The 18361-nt window shown below is 59.9% G+C and carries 17 protein-coding genes and 1 pseudogene; 11 read left to right on the forward strand and 7 right to left on the reverse strand.

All coding sequences use genetic code 11. The features are described from left to right. From ACVWXZ_RS13355 to ACVWXZ_RS13370, 4 genes and pseudogenes are all read left to right on the forward strand, one after another. A pseudogene (locus ACVWXZ_RS13355) lies at positions 1-130 on the forward strand (RNA-guided endonuclease TnpB family protein); the annotation flags it as partial. Between the two features lie 132 nt (positions 131-262). Continuing rightward, complete coding sequence (locus tag ACVWXZ_RS13360) at positions 263-2365, forward strand: tetratricopeptide repeat protein (protein ID WP_457482626.1); 2103 nt, start codon at positions 263-265, stop codon at positions 2363-2365. 100 nt (positions 2366-2465) lie between these two features. Beyond that, positions 2466-3647: a 3-dehydroquinate synthase gene (gene aroB / locus ACVWXZ_RS13365; RefSeq protein ID WP_457482627.1), complete on the forward strand. Its 1182-nt coding sequence runs from the start codon at positions 2466-2468 to the stop codon at positions 3645-3647. Further along, positions 3626-4633: an aspartate-semialdehyde dehydrogenase gene (locus ACVWXZ_RS13370; RefSeq protein WP_457482628.1), complete on the forward strand. Its 1008-nt coding sequence runs from the start codon at positions 3626-3628 to the stop codon at positions 4631-4633. The genes aroB and ACVWXZ_RS13370 overlap by 22 nt, the downstream gene beginning before the upstream one ends. A 19-nt stretch (positions 4634-4652) precedes the next feature. Here ACVWXZ_RS13370 and ACVWXZ_RS13375 read toward each other — a convergent pair whose 3' ends face one another. Then, the gene (locus tag ACVWXZ_RS13375) at positions 4653-5648 is read right to left on the reverse strand and encodes a DUF7933 domain-containing protein (protein WP_457404247.1); all 996 of its coding nucleotides are present in this window, start codon (positions 5646-5648) and stop codon (positions 4653-4655) included. 340 nt (positions 5649-5988) lie between these two features. Here ACVWXZ_RS13375 and ACVWXZ_RS13380 point away from each other — a divergent pair, with 340 nt between their 5' ends. Both ACVWXZ_RS13380 and ACVWXZ_RS13385 read left to right on the forward strand, forming a co-directional pair. Beyond that, a complete protein-coding gene (locus ACVWXZ_RS13380) occupies positions 5989-6762 on the forward strand; it encodes a ZIP family metal transporter (protein ID WP_457404248.1) in 774 nt (257 codons plus the stop codon). Positions 6763-6804: 42 nt separating this feature from the next. Then, positions 6805-7611 carry an alpha/beta hydrolase gene (locus ACVWXZ_RS13385; protein WP_457404249.1) on the forward strand — a complete coding sequence of 269 codons (807 nt, stop codon included), beginning with the start codon at positions 6805-6807 and terminating at the stop codon, positions 7609-7611. On the opposite strand, the gene ACVWXZ_RS13390 is transcribed toward ACVWXZ_RS13385, so the two are convergent. After that, the gene (locus tag ACVWXZ_RS13390; protein ID WP_457482629.1) at positions 7577-8386 is read right to left on the reverse strand and encodes a DUF3598 family protein; all 810 of its coding nucleotides are present in this window, start codon (positions 8384-8386) and stop codon (positions 7577-7579) included. The two genes, ACVWXZ_RS13385 and ACVWXZ_RS13390, sit on opposite strands and share 35 nt — an antisense overlap. Before the next feature lie 52 nt (positions 8387-8438). Between ACVWXZ_RS13390 and ACVWXZ_RS13395 the strand changes: the two genes are divergently transcribed. Together ACVWXZ_RS13395 and ACVWXZ_RS13400 are read left to right on the forward strand one after the other, a co-directional pair. Next, positions 8439-8801, forward strand: coding sequence for a hypothetical protein (locus ACVWXZ_RS13395; RefSeq protein ID WP_457404252.1), 363 nt, complete (start codon positions 8439-8441; stop codon positions 8799-8801). 4 nt (positions 8802-8805) lie between these two features. After that, positions 8806-9456, forward strand: coding sequence for a cadmium resistance transporter (locus ACVWXZ_RS13400; protein WP_457404254.1), 651 nt, complete (start codon positions 8806-8808; stop codon positions 9454-9456). 49 nt (positions 9457-9505) lie between these two features. On the opposite strand, the gene ACVWXZ_RS13405 is transcribed toward ACVWXZ_RS13400, so the two are convergent. The 3 genes from ACVWXZ_RS13405 to murC all read right to left on the reverse strand — a co-directional run bounded on the left by ACVWXZ_RS13405 (position 9506) and on the right by murC (position 12368). After that, on the reverse strand, positions 9506-9772 hold the full coding sequence (locus tag ACVWXZ_RS13405; protein WP_041436475.1) for a hypothetical protein: 267 nt from the start codon (positions 9770-9772) through the stop codon (positions 9506-9508). Between the two features lie 104 nt (positions 9773-9876). After that, positions 9877-10863, reverse strand: a complete 987-nt coding sequence (gene murB, locus ACVWXZ_RS13410) for a UDP-N-acetylmuramate dehydrogenase (RefSeq protein ID WP_457404256.1) — start codon at positions 10861-10863, stop codon at positions 9877-9879. Positions 10864-10892: 29 nt separating this feature from the next. Continuing rightward, positions 10893-12368: a UDP-N-acetylmuramate--L-alanine ligase gene (murC, locus tag ACVWXZ_RS13415; RefSeq protein WP_457440839.1), complete on the reverse strand. Its 1476-nt coding sequence runs from the start codon at positions 12366-12368 to the stop codon at positions 10893-10895. A 294-nt stretch (positions 12369-12662) separates the two neighbouring features. Between murC and ACVWXZ_RS13420 the strand changes: the two genes are divergently transcribed. The 3 genes from ACVWXZ_RS13420 (at position 12663) to ACVWXZ_RS13430 (ending at position 15974) form a co-directional block, all read left to right on the forward strand. Next, positions 12663-13817, forward strand: coding sequence for an ABC exporter membrane fusion protein (locus ACVWXZ_RS13420; protein ID WP_457404259.1), 1155 nt, complete (start codon positions 12663-12665; stop codon positions 13815-13817). 9 nt (positions 13818-13826) lie between these two features. Continuing rightward, positions 13827-15011 carry an ABC transporter permease DevC gene (gene devC / locus ACVWXZ_RS13425; protein ID WP_457384302.1) on the forward strand — a complete coding sequence of 395 codons (1185 nt, stop codon included), beginning with the start codon at positions 13827-13829 and terminating at the stop codon, positions 15009-15011. 225 nt (positions 15012-15236) lie between these two features. Beyond that, a complete protein-coding gene (locus ACVWXZ_RS13430) occupies positions 15237-15974 on the forward strand; it encodes a DevA family ABC transporter ATP-binding protein (protein WP_414383324.1) in 738 nt (245 codons plus the stop codon). Here the strand turns inward: ACVWXZ_RS13430 and ACVWXZ_RS13435 are convergent. Both ACVWXZ_RS13435 and ACVWXZ_RS13440 read right to left on the reverse strand, forming a co-directional pair. After that, positions 15971-16942 carry a GDP-L-fucose synthase family protein gene (locus ACVWXZ_RS13435; protein ID WP_457394744.1) on the reverse strand — a complete coding sequence of 324 codons (972 nt, stop codon included), beginning with the start codon at positions 16940-16942 and terminating at the stop codon, positions 15971-15973. The two genes, ACVWXZ_RS13430 and ACVWXZ_RS13435, sit on opposite strands and share 4 nt — an antisense overlap. Before the next feature lie 97 nt (positions 16943-17039). Beyond that, entirely contained in the window at positions 17040-18224 is a 1185-nt protein-coding gene (locus tag ACVWXZ_RS13440) for an NAD(P)/FAD-dependent oxidoreductase (RefSeq protein WP_457394741.1), read from the reverse strand. Positions 18225-18361 lie beyond the last annotated feature (137 nt).

Genomic DNA, 18361 nt, shown 5'->3' on the forward strand with positions numbered 1-18361 from the left:
TTTGAATGGTGCGAATGTGATTGCGCTCTTGGGGGCTGTCGTAAACCAGCCTAGAGGTCCGGGCTTGTTTTGTTCTCTGGTAGAGCAGAGCAGGCCCAGGGCTACTGAAAGCCCGCTCCGTACCGCTTAGCGGTCGGAGTCGGGTAGTTTACGTTTGCTCCTTGCCCCAGACCCGATGGGGAGCAAATGCGTTTGCGTTTGTGAAAGCGTCGCGTGGCGATAACGCAAAGATAAGCTGGAGAAGAGCAGCGAGCGGGCGTTCATGTCTTCAGAGCATTACAAGTTCGACCTTTTCTTGCGCTACCACCGAGAGCAAGCCCGGTGGGCGCGTCAACTGGCGGAGCGGCTGGATCGCGAGGGTTTCAAAGTCTGGTTTGACCGCTGGATGCTGCAGCCGGGGGACAACCGCAAGCTGGAGCTGCAACTGGCCATCGAACAATGCCGTTGGGTGGGAGTGGTGGCCTCTCCAGAGTTTGTTGCCGATCCCTGGCCAAGGGATGAGCTGTACAGCGGGTTTCCCCATGCCCCGGCACGACAAAACCAGCGCCTGCTGACGCTGCTGCACACCCCCACTGAGCTACCCCGCCCCCTGGAAGAGGCGCCCCTGCTGGATTTTACTGGCTCAGAAGAGGATCCGGTGCTGTTTGAGTACCGCGCCTTGGAGCTAATGCACTTTTTGGATCCCAGCTTCCCTGCCCCCGGGGATCTGCAGCGGTTCCGGCTGCAATACCGCCGCCGTGAGGGGAAAGAGTCCCTGGAAGATGAAGAGGTGCAGGGATTTCAGGCCTTTTTGCGGGCCATCCAGATGGCCATCCTGCGCATTGCCACAGGCGAAACCCCCTCCGCCACGCCAGAAGAAGGAGCGCGTCAGATCGCCATTTTGCAGTTCATTCAGCGGCTGTTTCAGTGGAACAGTGCCGACATCCAATTCGAGCGGGGGGAAGACTGGCGTCGCCGCGGCAACCTGACGGAAGCCCTGGCCGCCTACGACCGGGCTCTGAACATGGATCCCAACTTCGCCCTGGCTTGGAGCCGCCGTGGGGATGTGCTGGTGCAGCTGGCCCGCTACCGCGAGGCGGTGGACAGCTACAACGGATCCCTGAGCATCAACCCCTACGACGAAGAAACCCGGCTGCGCCTGGCCCTGATTCTGGGGCGCCTGGGGCAGTACAAGTCGGCGGTGGTTAACTACGACAAGGTGCTGGAGAGCAACCCGGAAGATGCTCTGGCCTGGCACAATCGCGGCATCCGCCTGCTGCAACTGAAGCGGTCGAAGCTGGCCCTGAACAGCCTGAACAAGGCGCTGCGCTACAACCCCAAACAGCCCCGCACCTGGCTGGCCCGTGGGATCGTGCTGCGGCGGCTGCGGCGGCCCAGCTCGGCAGCGGCCAGTTTTGCCCGGGTCTTGAAGCTCAACCCCAAAAGCGGGCGGGTTTGGCGTTACCAAGGCAATGCCCTCTTCCACTGCCACCGGCTGCGCTCGGCTGTTGAATGTTACAAGCGCTCGCTGCGGCTGCGCCGCCGGGATCCCATCACCCTGCACAACTTGGGGGTGGCCCTGCTGCGCTTGGGGCAGTATCGGCTGGCCAGCAAGGCCCTAGAACGCGCCCTGCGCTACGATGCCGACAACTACAAAAGCTGGTACGCCCGCGGTGTGGCCTTCCAGAAATTGGGCTACCTGAAAGAAGCCTGTATCCACTTCGAGGAAGCCCTCAAGATCAAGCCGGAGCACTTTCCAGCCCGCTATGCCTTGGCGGTAGCTCAGCAGGAGCTGGGGCAATATGAGGCCAGCCTACGGCATTTCCAGCGCTTGGTGCAGCAGCGTCCCGGCAGTTCTGCCTGCTGGTTTGGCCAGATCACCGGCCTGCGGCGCCTGGGCCGGCTGGAAGAAGCCCGTGCCGCCTGCCAGCAGATGATCCACCTCAACGAACGGGATCCCTGGGGCTGGTTTGCCCTGGGGTTGATCTACAGCGAGCTGAGGGATCCCGAACAAGCTGTGCAAGCCTACTCGCGGGTTTTGCAGCTCACCCCAGAAGATGCTGTGGCCCTCAACAACCGCGCCTGGGAAGCCTTGAAACTGGGGAAGCTGGAACCTGCTCTGGCAGACGCCCAACAGGCCACGCACCTGGATCCGCAGCGGCCCGCCTTTTGGCACACCCTGGGGCTGATTCAACTGCGGGCCGGCCAGCGAGAAGCCGCCCAGGCCAGCTTGCGGCGCTGTCTGGAGCTGGATCCCCAATTTCAGCCGGCCCAAGCTGCTTTGCAGGATTTGGCCCAAGAAGACTCGGCCTCGCCGGCGGGAATGGCTCTGCCGGAATTGGAAACCCTCACTCCCCAACCGCAGCCAGTTGACCCCAACCCCTAGCAGGATCCCCTGGGCTTTCAGACCCCAAGGACAATGCCTGCAGCAGGCAGACGGGAGCAGAACATGCCACACTGGATCCCGCCCCCCAGGACCGACACGCATGGATCCCTATCTGATCCCTGTCAAGCTTCCCCACAGCTCCTACGATATTCTCCTCCAGTCTGCCGAAGGCCCCCCTGGCCACAGCCTCATCCAGCTGGGATCCCAAATGCGAGCTAGAGGGCTTTCCGGCAGGGCTCTGGTGGTGAGCCATCCCGGCATTGCCAAACACTTTGCCGAGAAGTTGCTGCAGGGGCTGCAACAAGCGGGGTTTGCCGCCCACCTCTGCCTATTGCCTGCCGGCGAACGCTACAAAACCCTGCGCTCGGTGGCCAAGATCTACGACGCCGCCCTAGCCTTTGGCCTGGAGCGCTCCTCCACCTTGGTGGCGCTAGGAGGGGGGGTCATTGGCGACATAGTGGGGTTTGCCGCCGCCACCTGGCTGCGCGGGATCCCTTTTGTGCAGGTGCCCACCTCACTTTTGGCCATGGTGGATGCGGCCATTGGTGGCAAGACCGGTGTCAACCATCCTGGCGGGAAAAACCTCATTGGGGCGTTTTATCAGCCGCGCCTGGTGTGGATTGATCCAACGCTATTGCAGACTCTGCCCCAGCGGGAGTTTACCTCAGCCCTAGCGGAAGTGATCAAATATGGCGTGATTCAGGCTGCCGACCTATTTGAGTTTTTGGAAGATCGACCCCAACTGAGCCGCTATACCGACTTTACTCCCGCAGACTTGCACTACCTGCTGCGCCGCTGTGCCGAGTGCAAAGCCTGGGTGGTGCAGCAGGACGAGAAAGAAGCGGGCCTGCGGGCCATCCTCAACTACGGCCACACCCTCGGCCATGCCCTAGAAGCTGCCACCCACTACCGCCGCTACCTGCACGGAGAAGCCGTCGCCATCGGCATGGTAGCTGCCGGGGAGATCGCCCGCCGCCTGGGTTGGTGGAGCGCCGCTGAAGCCGAACGGCAACGACACCTGATCGAAAAAGCAGGATTGCCCAGCCGATGGCCCGCCGGGATCCCTTGGGAGGCAGTGCTGCAGGCAATGCAGGCCGACAAGAAGGTGAAACAGGGGCGGATTCGCTTCGTTCTGCCCCGCCGCATCGGCCAGGCCGAGCTGACCGATCAAGTCGAGCTGGCAGAGGTGCAGGCTGCTTTGGCCTCGATTACAGCCACCTCTGGAACCCTAGAATTAGGAAAACCTAAGGACAAGAAAGCATGGCACGGCAACAACGGGTAGCCATCTTGGGAGCAACAGGAGCAGTAGGGACGGAGCTGCTGACGCTATTGGAAGAGCGCCACTTTCCTGTAGCCGACCTCAAGCTTTTGGCCTCGCCCCGTTCAGCGGGCACTTATTTGACCTTCAAGGGGGAGCGGATCCCGGTTGAGCCGGTTTCAGAAGCGGCCTTCCGGGGCCTGGATCTGGTGCTGGCCTCTGCCGGAGCAAGTGTTTCCAAAGCCTGGGCCAAAACCATTGTGGATGCGGGGGCGGTGATGGTGGACAACTCCAGCGCCTTTCGCCTGGATCCCAATGTTCCGCTGGTGGTGCCGGAGGTCAACCCCCAGGAAGCCTTCCGTCACCAAGGGATCATTGCCAATCCCAACTGCACCACCATCCTAATGTGCGTGGCCATCTACCCCCTGCATCGCCACATCCCCCTGCGCCGCGTGGTGGCCGCTACCTATCAATCGGCCAGTGGGGCTGGGGCCAGAGCCATGCAGGAACTTCAAGAACAAACCCGCGCCTACCTGCAAGGGCAGCCGTTGCAGCCCCAGGTGTTCCCTTACCCCATTGCCTTCAACCTCTTCCTCCACAACAGCCCCCTGCAAGAGAACGGCTACTGCCAGGAAGAGATGAAAATGGTCAACGAATCCCGCAAGATTATGGGATCCCCCAACCTGCGGCTGACAGCTACCTGTGTGCGGGTGCCGGTGCTGCGTACCCACGCCGAGGCCCTCAATCTAGAGTTTGAACAGCCCTTCCCTGTGGAAAAAGCCCGGCAAATCCTGGCCCAGGCCCCTGGGGTGGTGCTCATTGAAGATTGGCAGCAGAACCGCTTTCCCATGCCCATCGACGTGGCCGGCAAGGACGCGGTGGCGGTGGGCCGCATCCGCCAGGACATCTCCGAGCCCAAGGCCCTGGAGCTGTGGCTGTGCGGGGATCAAATCCGCAAAGGTGCGGCCCTCAACGCCGTTCAAATTGCCGAGCTGCTTTTGAAGGACTAATTCACCACAACCGTCCAGGTTACCGGGTAACCGTCCAGGTTACCGGCCCCGCTGTAACAGGGGCAGCCTCAGCGCTGGTCAACGTCACCGAGGAGTTGGGGTAGGTGTAGGCGCCGGGTTGGCCCAGAGGTGCCGTTTGGACAAAGATGGTCACTACGCAAGTTTGTCCTGGGGCTACTGGTCCTCCGGTGAATTGAATGGTGTTCCCACCCACCATGGTCATGAGGTTAGCTCCACCACAGGAAGGAGTAAAAGGAGGAGGAGGTGGTGGTGGAGCAGGCGCTACGGTTAAAGGCGGCACTACCGGCAAGGTGTGGTTAAAGGCCAAGCCCGTCAATGGAATGGCTGCGGTGTTGGTGATGGTAAACGTCAGAGTTCCATTCCCGATATAGGGAGGTGGGATTGGGCCAAGCGGGTTGGGAGAAAAGGCCATGGTAAAGGTGGGAGCTGGCACCGTTACCGTTAGGTTGATAGCAGCAGCGGTGGCATTAGGCGCTTGGTTGCTGCTCAGGGTTACCGCGGGGCTGGTCAGGGATCCCGCTGTCGTGGCTGTAACCTGAAGATCCAGGCTGATGGTGCAGCTAGCGTTGGCTGCCAATGAGCCGTTGACCAGCAAGATGGAAGTTGCTCCTGGTGCAGCTGCCAGCGTCCCGCCACAGCCGTTGTTGAGGTTGTTGGGAGTGGCAACGATCAAGCCGGCAGGCAGGGGATCGGAAAAGGCTAGACCCGTCAGCGGCAGAGCGGCTGTGTTGGTGATCGTGTAGGTCAGAGTTGTTTTGGCAGTAGGGCCGGCAGCTACCGAGGTGGGGCTAAATGCCTTGGTAAAAGTCGGGGCACCCGGCGTGGGTGTCGGAGTCGGCGTAGGCGTTGGAGTCGGCGTAGGCGTTGGAGTTGGAGTCGGTGTAGGTGTAGGCACTGTCGTCCCACCGCTTCCGCCTCCACCGCAGCCGGTCAGCCCCAGACAGGCCGCTCCTAGACTCAAGGCCACAAGAGTTGTAACTGCTTTTTTCTTCATCGCTCTCTCACTCCTCATCACTATCGGACTTGACTTTAGTTTTTATCGACCTGTCTTGCTGCAGTGTACTCCAGTCCAATTGCTGTTCAGGACGCTTCTGCGCCGAGGCAATTTACAATTATTGTAATAATATTGTAATAAACCTTGGCTTAGCTGGCAAACTCCAACTAGGGAATAGCTCCTTCAGAATTGCTCTTAGGTACCTTGCTTGTAAGCACAAAATCTGGCAACAGAAGCTAATTTTTAGAACCTCGCGTATGCCGCTTGGGCCAGCAATGTTCACACAACGTTGGAAAGGGAGGAGAATTGAAAAGCATTCGGCCTTTGTGGAGATTGGCTTGTGCATCCAATTGGGATGGGATCCCTGGCCAGCTTGATCGCCGGGTTGGCAACCGGGTTAGGGGCCTTGCCCGCTCTGTTTCTCCCCTCGCTCTCGGAAAGGGTACAAGGGATCCTGCTGGGATTTGGGGGTGGGGTGATGTTGGCGGCCACCTCTTTTTCGCTGGTGGTGCCGGGCACCGAGGCAGCCATAGCGCTGGGGTATTCCCCATTTGGGGCGGCGGTGGTGATGGCGGCGGGCCTGCTGCTAGGGGCAATCTTCCTGGAGAGTGCCCACCGCTTTTTTCCCCACGAGCACTTTTTCAAAGGGGTGGAAGGGGAGAACCGCGCCCATTTAAAGCGGATTTGGCTGTTCATCATTGCCATCGCCCTGCACAATTTCCCGGAAGGACTGGCGGTGGGAGTGGGTTTCGCTACCGGCCAAGTCGGCGATGGGTTGGCGCTGGCGCTGGGGATCGGCTTGCAGAACATGCCAGAAGGGCTGGTGGTGGCTTTGTCACTGGTGGGCCAGGGGTACTCGCGGCTGTTCGCTTTTGGCATCGCCCTGCTGACCGGACTGGTGGAGCCCATCGGCGGGATCCTGGGAGCAACGGTGGTCTCTCTGGCGCAGCCCCTACTACCCTGGGGCATGGCTTTTGCGGCGGGGGCGATGTTGTTTGTCATTTCCGATGAGATCATCCCTGAGTCGCACCGGCAGGGGTTGGAGCGGGAGGGCACCTTTGGGGTCATCAGTGGGTTTGTGGTGATGATGTTGCTGGATATCACCTTGGGCTAGCAAGGGATCCCGTCGCGAAGTGGAACGGAGTTTTATTTTTTTATGTTGAGTAACGAACCCTTTTTGTGGCGAGGAGCAGGGGAACACGCCTGTCTGCTGCTACATGGATTGGGGGGCGGTGTTTACGAGTTGCAATGGCTGGCAGAGCGGCTGTTGGCGGCTGGCCTGACGGTGCAGGGATTTAACTATCCCGGCCATGACAGTGCTCCGCATCGCTTACACGACCGCCGGTCTGCCCACATGCCCCCTTCCCGCTGGACGGAGTGGTACGGGCGGGCTTTGGAGCATTATCTGGCTTTGCAGCAGGAGTATCCCCGCGTTTCCTTGGTGGGCTTTTCCACCGGCTGTCTGCTGGCTTTGCACCTGGCTTTTGCCCATCCCATCCATAAATTGGTGCTGCTGGCGCCATTTTTCGCCATTCGCCACCGCTGGTACTATCTTTTTCGCCCTGAGCAGTACCTGAACAGCCTGGGTTGGCTATTGAAGGAGGTGCCCCGCCTCAGCTTGCCGATTCGGGATGGGGACGCTCGAGCCTTGGCAGAAAGAACGGCCTATTTCCGCAGCTTTAATCTGTCGGCGGTGCGCAGCGCTCTGGAGCTGATCGAGCGGGTCAAGGGAGAGGTGGCCGGCATCCGGGTTCCCACTCTGATCCTGCAATCTCGCCAAGATACAGTAGTGGATCCTGAACAGGCAGCGTGGCTCTATCAAGAGCTGGGATCCGAGGAGAAGATCTTGCATTGGCTGGAGCACTCCGACCACATCCTCACTTTGGACTGCGAGCGGGAAACGGTGTTTGCCCAGGTTTGCGCCTTTCTCAAACGGGATCCTTCTGCGCCCGGATCAGCGTAACCCCTTGCCAAGCACCGCGGGCATCGTAGTCCCGGATCAAACGCAAGAGACAATGGCAGTCTTCCGGCTGCGGAAACCAGCTCAGGCTCACCGAAAAGCTGCGATCCCGCTGGGCAGTGGGGATGGGCAAGGGATCCGGCCCGCCAATCCACAGCCCTCCCGGCAAGGGATCCCAGTTGCTCAACCACTCTGCCCCCGAGCAGTCCACCTCGGTTTCGGCAAACCGGCCCTCGGCAACCGCAAAGCTCTGGGCGATCCCCCGCCATCTCCCCTGGAGGCAGGCTCTCAGTCGCTCTTTGCTCAGGGGTGCACAGTCTGCAACGGGATCCAAAGCTTGGCCGCGCCGCTCCAGGATCGCGGTTACCTCTACCAGACGACCTTGGGCATCCCACTGTTGCACCAGCCGCGCCTTGCGATCCCCCCAGAGAAAGCCCTGCTCGACGGCAAAATCACTAAACGGCGTCAGCTGCAGCCGCCCATTGGAAAAAGATCCATCGGGGAAAAAGCGCAATCCCGGCGAGAAATCCTGGTAGACCCAGCTCTGGGAGCTTTCGGGAGTGGGGGATCCCTGTAGGGGGTAGTAGGCGTTGGTTTGGCGGATCGCGCTCCCTGCCGCCGGACTTCCTGAAGAAGAGGATGGAGCCAAGGCCTCAAAGGTGATGAGGCTGCGCTTTTGGCCCCCCAGCTCCCAGCCGCCGGCGGTGGGTCGATAGTTGGAGAAGAGGCCGTGCCACACTCCCAGGTGGAGAGCCAGACATTGTTTTTGGGTTTTCATAAAGCAATGTGAAGCTAAGATTGTGAGGACGTAACGCTGGAGAGCAAGACCTATGGGGAAGAAGCTCCGAGGTGGCATTTTACTGATTTTGGGGTTTATGCTGTCTCCCCTTTCCTGGTGGAATGACTTGTTTTTCAACCTGCCGATTGCCTATGGGTTGGGCTACCTGTGTAGCCTGTGGCAGCCACAGTGGTTTTTGGGCGGAACCCTCGTGGGGTACTGGCTCTCCAACTTGATAGGCATTCTCATGATGCAGTTTGGCGCTACGGATGTCGTCGAGAAAGGCGAGAAACCCCGCAATATGAAACGCGATCTCTTGATTGGGCTGGCTTCTTCTACCGCCTATACTTCGGCAATTGTTGGGCTGCTTCAGTTTCACCTCGTCGATATCAGCGCCATCTTCCCCATTTCTTAACCCTATGCCGCTGGCAATTTTCTGGGCAACTTTAGTCGAAGGGATCCTCGCTTTTGTTGCCACCCATATCGACGACTTTTTCTTGCTGGTTCTGTTGTTTGCCCAGGCGCAGCTGCAACCCCTGTGGAAGGGCTGGCACATTTGGCTGGGGGGCTACTTGGGCTTGGCAGGGTTGATCCTGCTCAGCTCTCTGGGATACCTGGGGGGCCTGCTGTTGCCGCCACCTGCGATTGGGCTGCTGGGGGTGATCCCGATTGCGGTAGGCGGTTGGAAATTGTGGCAACCTGAACCTGAAGAAACCTTGGAAAAAGAGTTGGAAGAGTTGCGAGAGCGCCCAACCCAAAAGGCTTGGCCGATCCTTTTGCCCTCGCCAGTTCTGATGTCCATGCTCTTCACCTTTGCCAACGGCGGAGATAATGTCAGCCTGTACGTTCCTTTGTTTGCCGGCAGCACCCCTCTCCAGTTGGCCCTTTTTTCCACGATCTTTTTTCTGATGAAGGGATTGTGGTTTGCAATGGCTCAAAAACTGACGATGCAGCCTGCAGTGGCGAAGGTTTTAACGGAACGGACAGAACACTGGGTGCCCTGGATTCTGGTGGGTTTGGGGGTGTGGATCCTGTTCAAAAATGAGACTTGGAGATGGCTTTTGTCTTAGACTCTGGCCGGGATTTGTTCGTGATAGCGGGACGGGATTCTTTCGAGTTCTAGTCGTTGTGTCGGTCTAGAGAGGGATCCCAGTCCAGATCTTCGTGGCGGTGCTCCCGTTCCCAGCGATGCACCCAGTCCCAAATGCGATAGTGCTGCTCGGCGGTGAGTTGCTTGGGATCCTGGGCCAAAGCGGCAGCCTCTTCCGGGGTGAGCAAAGCAGCCAAGCTGCCGATCTCCACCAAATAGCGGCGTTCTTCCGCAGTGGTGTGGGACTGATTGAGCCGTCGAATTAAACGACGTAAAGTGGCTACATCTTGACTCATAAGCCGATAGGCGAACATCTACAAAAGGCGGTAAGAACAGTTTAAGAGCAGAATCATCAAAATCACCAAAAGAAAACAGTCCAAATTGTCTGCCCAATGCTCCTCTAATCCTCAAAGGATCCCAGAATGCGCACTTCCGGCTCCAAAAGCACCGACCATTGTTGATAGACCTTTTCCTGGGCCAAGCGAATCAAGCGGTAAATGTCCTTGGCACTCGCCTGATGGCAATTGAGGATGAAGTTGGCATGGCGCTCTGAAATTTGGGCCCCACCGATGCGGTACCCCTTCAAGCCGACCTGCTCGATTAGCCAGCCGGCAGGGTGAGATTCGGGGTTGCGAAAGACGCTGCCACAACTGGGCAAATGATAGGGCTGAGAGCTTAGGCGTTGGTTGAGGTAGCGCTGGGTTTCCCACTGCACCTGGGACGGATCCCTGCTTGGGATCAACTGCAGCGTCGCTCCTGTCACCGTCCAGGGTGAGTCTTGCAGGCGAGAGCGGCGATAGCCAAATTGCAGATCGGCAGGTTCTAGGCGGTAGGGCTCCTGCTCCTCATCCAAAATCTGTACTTCCGCCAGCACATCTGCCATGGCCCAAGCGTGGGCACCGGCATTCATCACCACGGCTCCCCCTAGCGTGCCCGGGATCCCGATGGCCCACTCCAAACCGCTCCAGCCTTGCTTGGCGGCTGCCCGCGCCAGATTGACCAAAGGCTCTCCGGCAGCGGCCCACATTCTCCCCCCCGCCAACAGTTGCATCCCGCGCAGACGGCGGGTACCGATCACCAGCCCCTTCAACCCGGCATCGCTGATGAGCAGATTGCTGCCTGCCCCTAACAGCGTCGTGGGGATCCCTTCTGCTCGCGCCCAAGCCAAACACTGCTGCAGCTCCAGATGGCTACGGGGCTCACAATACCACTCCGCTTTGCCGCCCACGCGAAAGGTGGTCAGAGGAGCCAACGGGATCCCCGATTGAATTCGTCCAGATAGCAGAGCCGCCGGCCCGCGGGGGAGAAGCCTGTCTTCAGCGGTAAGACTTGCCGCCTCAGACTCACAGGAACCGTCCCGCTGAGGCACCACCGGAGCCGTCGTCATGATTCAATACCTCAGAAGCAGCTATCTTTTCAGCTGAAGTTTGGATTTTTGGCTTGCCCAGGCTGTTCCCTCACCTGAGCCGCATATGCCCGCATCGTAGCGATTATCTGCTGATTTAGGTCCCCTGCGCCCAAAAAAACGGCGAGATCTCCAGGCTGCAGGACGGACGGCAACACCTCCGGCAATTGCGGCAAAGACGACACATAGCGCACATGGGGGTGGTGCTCCGCCACCGCCACGGCCAAGCGCAAGCTGTCGGAACCCTCAGGCGCCGGCTCTCCTGCCCCATACGTGGGCACGATCACCACCACGTCCGCCTCCCCAAAGCAGCGGGCAAAATCCTGGAACAAGGCAGCCAAACGGCTGTGGCGATGAGGCTGAAACACGGCCACCACCCGCCGCTGCTGTAGCCGTGCTGCCTGCAGGGTGGCCCGAATCTCGCTGGGATGGTGGGCATAGTCGTCGATAAAGGTGACTCCACCCACTTCCCCCTTGTGCTCAAAGCGGCGATGCGCCCCCCGAAATTGCGCCAAAGCTGAGGCAATCACCGCAAACTCCAAGCCCAACTGTCGCCCCACGGCAACCGCCGCCAGGGCATTGCTGAGGTTGTGGGATCCCAGCACCTGTAGGCGAAGCTGTCCGAGGAGGGATCCCCTTTCCCAAATCTCGGCGCAGGTGAAACTGGCAGTGTAGAGGATTTGGCGAGCTTGGTACTGGGCTTGGGGATGACCGGTCAGGCTGTAGCCCACATCCACCCTCAGGTGAGCCGCCACGTTGGGACAGTCCAGGCAGGCCACCAGCGTTTGGCTCTGCTGCCCATACTGTTGAAAAGCCCGGATCACCTGCCCCAAATCGGCGTAGTGATCGGGGTGATCCAGCTCAATGTTGGTGATCACCCCAATCTTGGGATAGAGCCGCACCAGGGATCCATCCGACTCATCCACCTCGGCCACCCAATACTCCCCCTTGCCCAGACGGGCATTGCCATCCCAGGCATCCACTTCCCCGCCGATAATCAAGGTGGGATCCCAGCCCGCCGAGAGCAATACATAGCCGATCATGCTGCTGGTGGTGGTTTTGCCGTGAGTGCCGGCCACCCCAATGCCAGAGCGATGGTTAAACAGAGCCGCCAACAAGTCCGCCCGGTGCCAAACCGTCAATCCTTTGCCCAGGGCAGCAGCCAATTCTGGATTGGTGGGGCGAATGGCGCTGGAATAGACCACCTGCGGATCCCCGACCAACCCCTCCAAGCTGTGGCCCTGAAAGAAGCGCACCCCCAAAGCTTCCAGGCGGCGGGTACGGCCATTGGCGACAATGTCGGATCCGGAAACGCGAAACCCTTGTTTAGCCAGGATATAGGCCAGGGCCGACATCCCCACTCCACCAATGCCCACAAAGTGATAGGTGGAAAGCAAGGGATCTAGGGGATCCAAATGCAGGGGCGGAGGCTGAGACGGAAACGGCAACGGCGGGATGGGATCCCTTCCTCCAAGTGTCTCCACCATCGCAACTCCACCCCACTCCTAAAACCGCCACACTCCAAAAAAAGGACTGCGTTCTGCTGACTACAAACAGGTTCGAACAGGCCACATCATATCAGGAATCCCCAGAGCTAGGTAGGCTGCGCCCCACCGGTTGCTGTGATCTGCCGGCACCTTGGGGAACCCACAGGGGGTGAAAATACGGTGAGCACAAGCAACACAGAATACAGCTGGACATTTTCATCCCAAAAACTTTACACTTATTTAAGAAAAAGAGGCGGCGTTTGTCGTCTGCAAAGCCACAGCGGGTAAAAGGCCATGAACCCACGAGCGCTTTGGTCGCTGGCAGGAGTCGGGCTGCTTGGTTGTGCCGGTCTGGCATGGCTGGGATTGAGCCAACAGGGAGCCACACAGTCGGTATCGGGAAGTGCAGAGGCAACGGTGGAAACGCGGCTGCCTCCGCAAGTTGGTGCTTTGGGTCGCCTGGAGCCGGAGGGGGAAGTGCTGCGCATTGCCGGTTCCCCCGGAGAACGGCTGGGAGAGCTGCTGGTGGCCGAGGGAGATCGCGTGGTGGCAGGCCAAGTGCTGGCCCGCTTGGAAAGCTACGCCGAGCGGTTGGCGGAGCGAGAGTACGCTGCCGCCCAACTTCAAGAGGCCCGCGCCCGGTTTCAGGCCGAGACCCGTTTCAGTCAGGCCCAAATCCAAGAGGCACGCACCCGCCTCAGCCGTCTGGACGAGCCGCAACAGATGCAAATCCGCTCCCAGGAAGCGGTGGTGGAACGTATCCGGGCAGAACTGGCCGATGCCGAGGCCAATCTGGCCCGCTTTCAGGAGCTCTGGCAGGAAGGAGCAATCTCGCAACAAGAGCTGGATCAACGCCGGCTGCTGGTGCGGCAACGACAGGAGGACTTGCGGGCTGCCGAAGCCACCCTGAGCCAACTGCGCCTGGCCCGTGAGCGGGATCTGCTCAATGCCCAAGCCCAAGTCCAAGCTGCCGAGGCGGGACTGAGTCTGGCCCAAGCCCAAGTCCAACTGGGATCCCTGGCCCGCAATCTGGAACTGGCAGAAGCTCGCCTAGAGCGCACCCTCATCCGCGCTCCCCGTGCTGGACAAGTGCTCAAGATCCACACCCGCCCTGGAGAGGTCATCCCCGCCGGCGAGGGCATTCTCGAGCTGGGCAACACTGACCAAATGATGGTGGTGGCCGAGGTCTACGAAACAGACATCTTGCGGGTTCGGCCAGGCCAGCAGGCCACCATTAGCAACCGCGCTCTGCCAGAAACCACCCTACAGGGCCGAGTGGAGCGGGTGGGCCTGCAGATTGGCAAGAAAGATGTGCTCAACACCGACCCAGCTGCCGATGTGGATGCCCGTGTGGTGGAAGTGTATATCCGCCTGGATCCGGAGAGCAGCGCCCGCGTGGCTGGCCTGACCAACCTGCAGGTGAATGTGGCCATCGATGTCGAGGGGTAGGCTCAGCCCATGTACAGCCTGTTCAGTGTGGCTTTTATCGCGCGCCGGATCCCGTTGGCCTGGCTGCAGTTGACGCGGGAGAAGATCCGCCTGCTGGTGGCCCTGGCGGGCATTGCCTTTGCTTGCATCTTAATGTTCATGCAGTTGGGCTTCCAAGACAGCCTGCTGGAAAGTGCCATCCGCTTCCACGTGGCCCTGAAGGGAGAGATCTTCCTGGTCAGCCCTCAGTCCAACGCCCTGATTGCCATGAACACCTTCTCCCAGCGGCGACTCTATCAGGCTTTGGGCTTTGAGGGGGTGCGGGCCATCTCGCCTGTCTATGTGGGCTTTGCCCTCTGGAAAAACCCAGAGACCCGCCGTACCCGCAGCATTTTTGTGGTAGGAGTGGATCCCTCGGCTGATCTGTTGGACTTGCCGGAACTGACGCCGGACAAGCTGGAAGAGATCAAAAAGGCGGACGTGGTGCTTTTTGACCGCCGTTCCCGCAGCGAGTTTGGCCCCATCCCAGAGTGGTTTGAGTCCGGGCGAGAGGTGGTTACTGAGGTGGGAAACCGCCGCGTCCAGGTGGGGGGCCTGTTTGAGATGGGGGCCACCTTTGGAGCCGACGGCACCATTCTCACCAGCGACCTCAATTTCCTGCGCATTTTTCCGCAGCGGGGGCGTGGCCTGGTGGATATCGGCGTGGTGCAGCTTCAGCCGGGGGTGGATCCGGATCCCTTGGTGCGGCAGATGCGAGCTTTGCTGCCGGAAGATGTGCGGGTGCTCTCACGGGCAGAGTTTATCGACATGGAGCAAACCTACTGGGAAGAGGGCACAGCCATTGGCTTTATTTTCGGCCTGGGGGTGGGCATGGGCTTCATTGTCGGCATTGTGATTGTCTATCAAATTCTCTACACCGATGTGTCGGATCACCTGGCGGAATATGCCACTCTCAAAGCCATGGGCTATACCGATACCTACCTGCTGGGGGTGGTATTTCAGGAGGCGCTCCTGCTGGCCGGATTGGGGTACATTCCTGCCTTTGCCCTGTCGGTTTTGCTCTACGATTTGACGGCCAATGCCACGTTGCTGCCTATTGCCATGACCTTCAACCGGGCAGTGCTGGTGCTGGGGCTGGCGGTGAGCATGTGTTTCATCTCAGGAGCGATTGCCGTGCGACGGCTGCGGGCAGCCGATCCTGCCGACATTTTCTAGAGTTTTGGCTGTGGGCAGGGCGCCGGGGCGTTGGTAAGTCAATAGTCTGCCAAAGGGGATCGGATGGATGGTGAAGGGTTTGAGCTAGGCTGTCTAAAAACTTCTGGGATCCTCATCAACGCTCTCCGGCCAAAGGTTTCTAAATGGTCTCATCTCAACGCTCCAAATGACGGCCTAAGTGGTCAATGAGTTGTCAACGCAAAGTTTTGAGATTTTGAGTTTCCTATGCTGACTCCTCTTCTCGATCAAGCTGCCCTTGCTTCTGCCCAGAATGCCGTTGAGCCAGTGGTGAAAGCCGAAGGTGTAAACCACTATTTCGGCGAGGGATCCCTGCGCAAGCAGATTCTCTTCGACATTAGCTTTGCCCTGCAGCCAGGGGAGATCGTGCTGCTGACTGGCCCTTCCGGCTCCGGCAAAACCACCCTGCTGACGCTGCTGGGGGCCTTGCGCTCGGTGCAGGAGGGCAGCTTGCGGGTGTTGGGACAGGAGCTGCGGGGAGCTCAGCCCAGTACTCTCATTCAAATCCGCCGCCAGGTCGGGTACATTTTCCAGGCCCATAACCTGCTGCGATCCCTGACGGCAGCCCAAAACGTGCGCATGGCCCTGGAGCTGCACAACGGCCTCTCTCCTCAGGAAGCCCAGCAGCGAGCGGAAGCAATGCTGGCGGCGGTGGGCCTGGGGGATCGCGTCCACTACTACCCGGAACAGCTTTCCGGCGGACAAAAGCAGCGGGTGGCCATTGCCCGCGCCTTGGTTAGCCATCCCAAGCTGGTGCTGGCGGACGAGCCCACGGCAGCCCTAGATAGTAAGTCGGGCCGCGAGGTGGTGACCCTGATGGAGAAGTTGGCGCGGGAGCAGGGTTGCACCATCCTGATGGTGACCCACGACAACCGCATCCTGGACATTGCAGATCGGGTGCTGCACATGGAGGATGGCCGGCTGGAGAGCCAAGGGGTTGCCTAACTTTGCCCAGCACAGGCGTGGCAGCGGTACCAGTCGATGGTGCGCTGCAGCCCTTCCCGCAAGCCGACTTTGGCCACAAAACCCATCCTCTCTCGGGCCTTGGAGACATCCAGACAGCGGCGGGGTTGGCCATTGGGCTTGTCCGTTTGCCAGCGGATCTCTCCCCGGAACTCCATCAGCTCGCAGATGAGGGCAATCAGATCCCGGATGGAGATCTCTTCACCGGTGCCCAGGTTCAAGGGATCCGCCCCGTCGTAAAGCTGGGTGGCCATGACAATGCCGCGGGCCGCATCTTCAGCGTAGAAAAACTCGCGGGTGGGGCTGCCATCCCCCCACACTTCGACGTAGTTTTGGCCCCGTTGCTGCGCTTCGTGCACTTTGCGGATCAAGGCTGGGATGACGTGGGAGCTTTCGGGGTCGAAGTTGTCCATGGGGCCGTAGAGGTTCACCGGCAGGAGGTAGATGCCGTTGAAGCCGTACTGCTGCCGGTAGGCCTGCAGCTGCACCAGCAGGGCTTTCTTGGCGATGCCGTAGGGGGCGTTGGTCTCCTCTGGGTAGCCGTTCCAGAGATCCTCTTCCTTGAAGGGAACGGGGGTGAACTTGGGATAGGCGCAGATGGTGCCCACGCAGACAAACTTCTCCACCCCGGCCAGGTAGGCGGCGTGGATGAGCTGGGATCCCATGATGAGGTTGTCGTAGAAGAGTTCTGCCGGCTTGGCTTGGTTGAGGCCGATGCCACCCACGTGGGCGGCCAAATGGATGACGATATCTTGCCCTTGCACCACCTCTTGGCAGACTTCCCAACGGCGCAGATCCTGGGTGCGGGAGCGCGGGATGCGCACCTGCTCCGGCTTTACCCCCAGCACCTGCAACTGTTGCAGCACATGTTTGCCCAAAAAGCCGCTGCCCCCTGTGAGCAAAATGCGCTTCTGGCTGAGATCGACGGAGCTGGGCAAGCTGTTGGGCATAGATCCGACGCAGAGAACTTCCGGCTTTCATTATGCTGCAGACGGGATAGCCGTATTCCAGACTTGTTGGCGATGGTCATCGAGAATAGGCAAGGCATCAACTCCAAACCTGGGCAAACCGCGCCGGCGACAGAGCAGGGATCCATTCATCCGCTTGTCCATAGGCTTGTTGGGCGAAGCGACGGGCCAAAGCGGGCAGGATGGGCAGGGGATTGCTGAAGCCGGAAAACAGTTGTAAGCCTTCCCAGCCGGGCAGGGATCCCACCAGAGGCTGGTGATCAGCGCTGAAGGCCACCAAGCAGTGATACCACCGTCCAGGCAGGTGGGCCAACTTGGGCAGGTAGCGACCGGCTTGTGCCCGGATCTGGGCTTCGCTGGCGGCTGCATCCACCTCGGCATGGGGATCCGTCAATACCCGGCTGATCTGGCCCATGCGAATGCTGCCATCTACAAATTGCAGGATCCCGGCATCCAGAATCGGCGGGCAAAGCTCGTGCCCTGGCTCGTCCCAAAGGGGATCCCGATCGGGATGGGCGGCTTGTCGTTCCAGTTCCAAGCGTTGCACGGGCACGCTCATCACCAACGCTTTCAATTGCAAATCCGAGGGCTCCAGCTCCAGGGATTCGGCATGGGTGTAGTAGATGGGCACCCGGATTCCCGCTTGGCGCAACAGAGCCCGTGTCCAGCCGCCGGCGCACACCACCACCTGGCCTGCTCCGTAGCAGTCGGCTCCGGACTCTACGCCCGTGATGCGCGCTCCCTGCCGCCGCAGGGCCGTTGCTGTTGCGATCAAGAGGGATCCCCCCAATCGTTGAAAGGCTTTTTGAAAGGCCAGCGCCGTCAACAAGGGGTTGATGTGGCCATGCCGAGCCCAGAGGACTACTTCCAGAGCGGCCGGATCCAGCAGCGGCTCCAGCTCGCAGGCTGCCGCCACCGAAATCCGCCGGGGTGGGATGCGACAGTCGGCCAGATCCGCCTCAACGGCCTCTGCATCGTAGCCGGGGGCAATGGGCATGAGCAGATCCAGCTCGCGAAATTGAATATCTGCCTCCAGCTCTTCTGACAGGGTGCGGTAGCGTTGGATCCCTTCTTCCCCCAGAGCTTTGAGCAGCGGCGTTTTGCCCGCCCAATGGGCCAAGCCCCCGTAGCTGTAGCGGGTTGCTCCGTTCAGCACTCCATCTTTCTCCATCAGCAGAACGGATCCCCCCTGGCGGGCCAGTTCATAGCTTAGGGCTGCCCCGGTAATCCCACCGCCGATCAGAATCCAGTCGTAGTTGGCCATCACTTCCCTCTTTGCCCTGAACCTCATCTTGCGGCAAAGAGGCTCAGCTAGAAATCGCAGGAGCCCCGCACTGTACCCGTAGGGTCAGTGTCGGGAGGAATGCGGAAGTTACGATAGAACCATGACCCAAGTCCTGA

The sequence above is a fragment of the Thermostichus sp. MS-CIW-38 genome, from assembly GCF_054058415.1.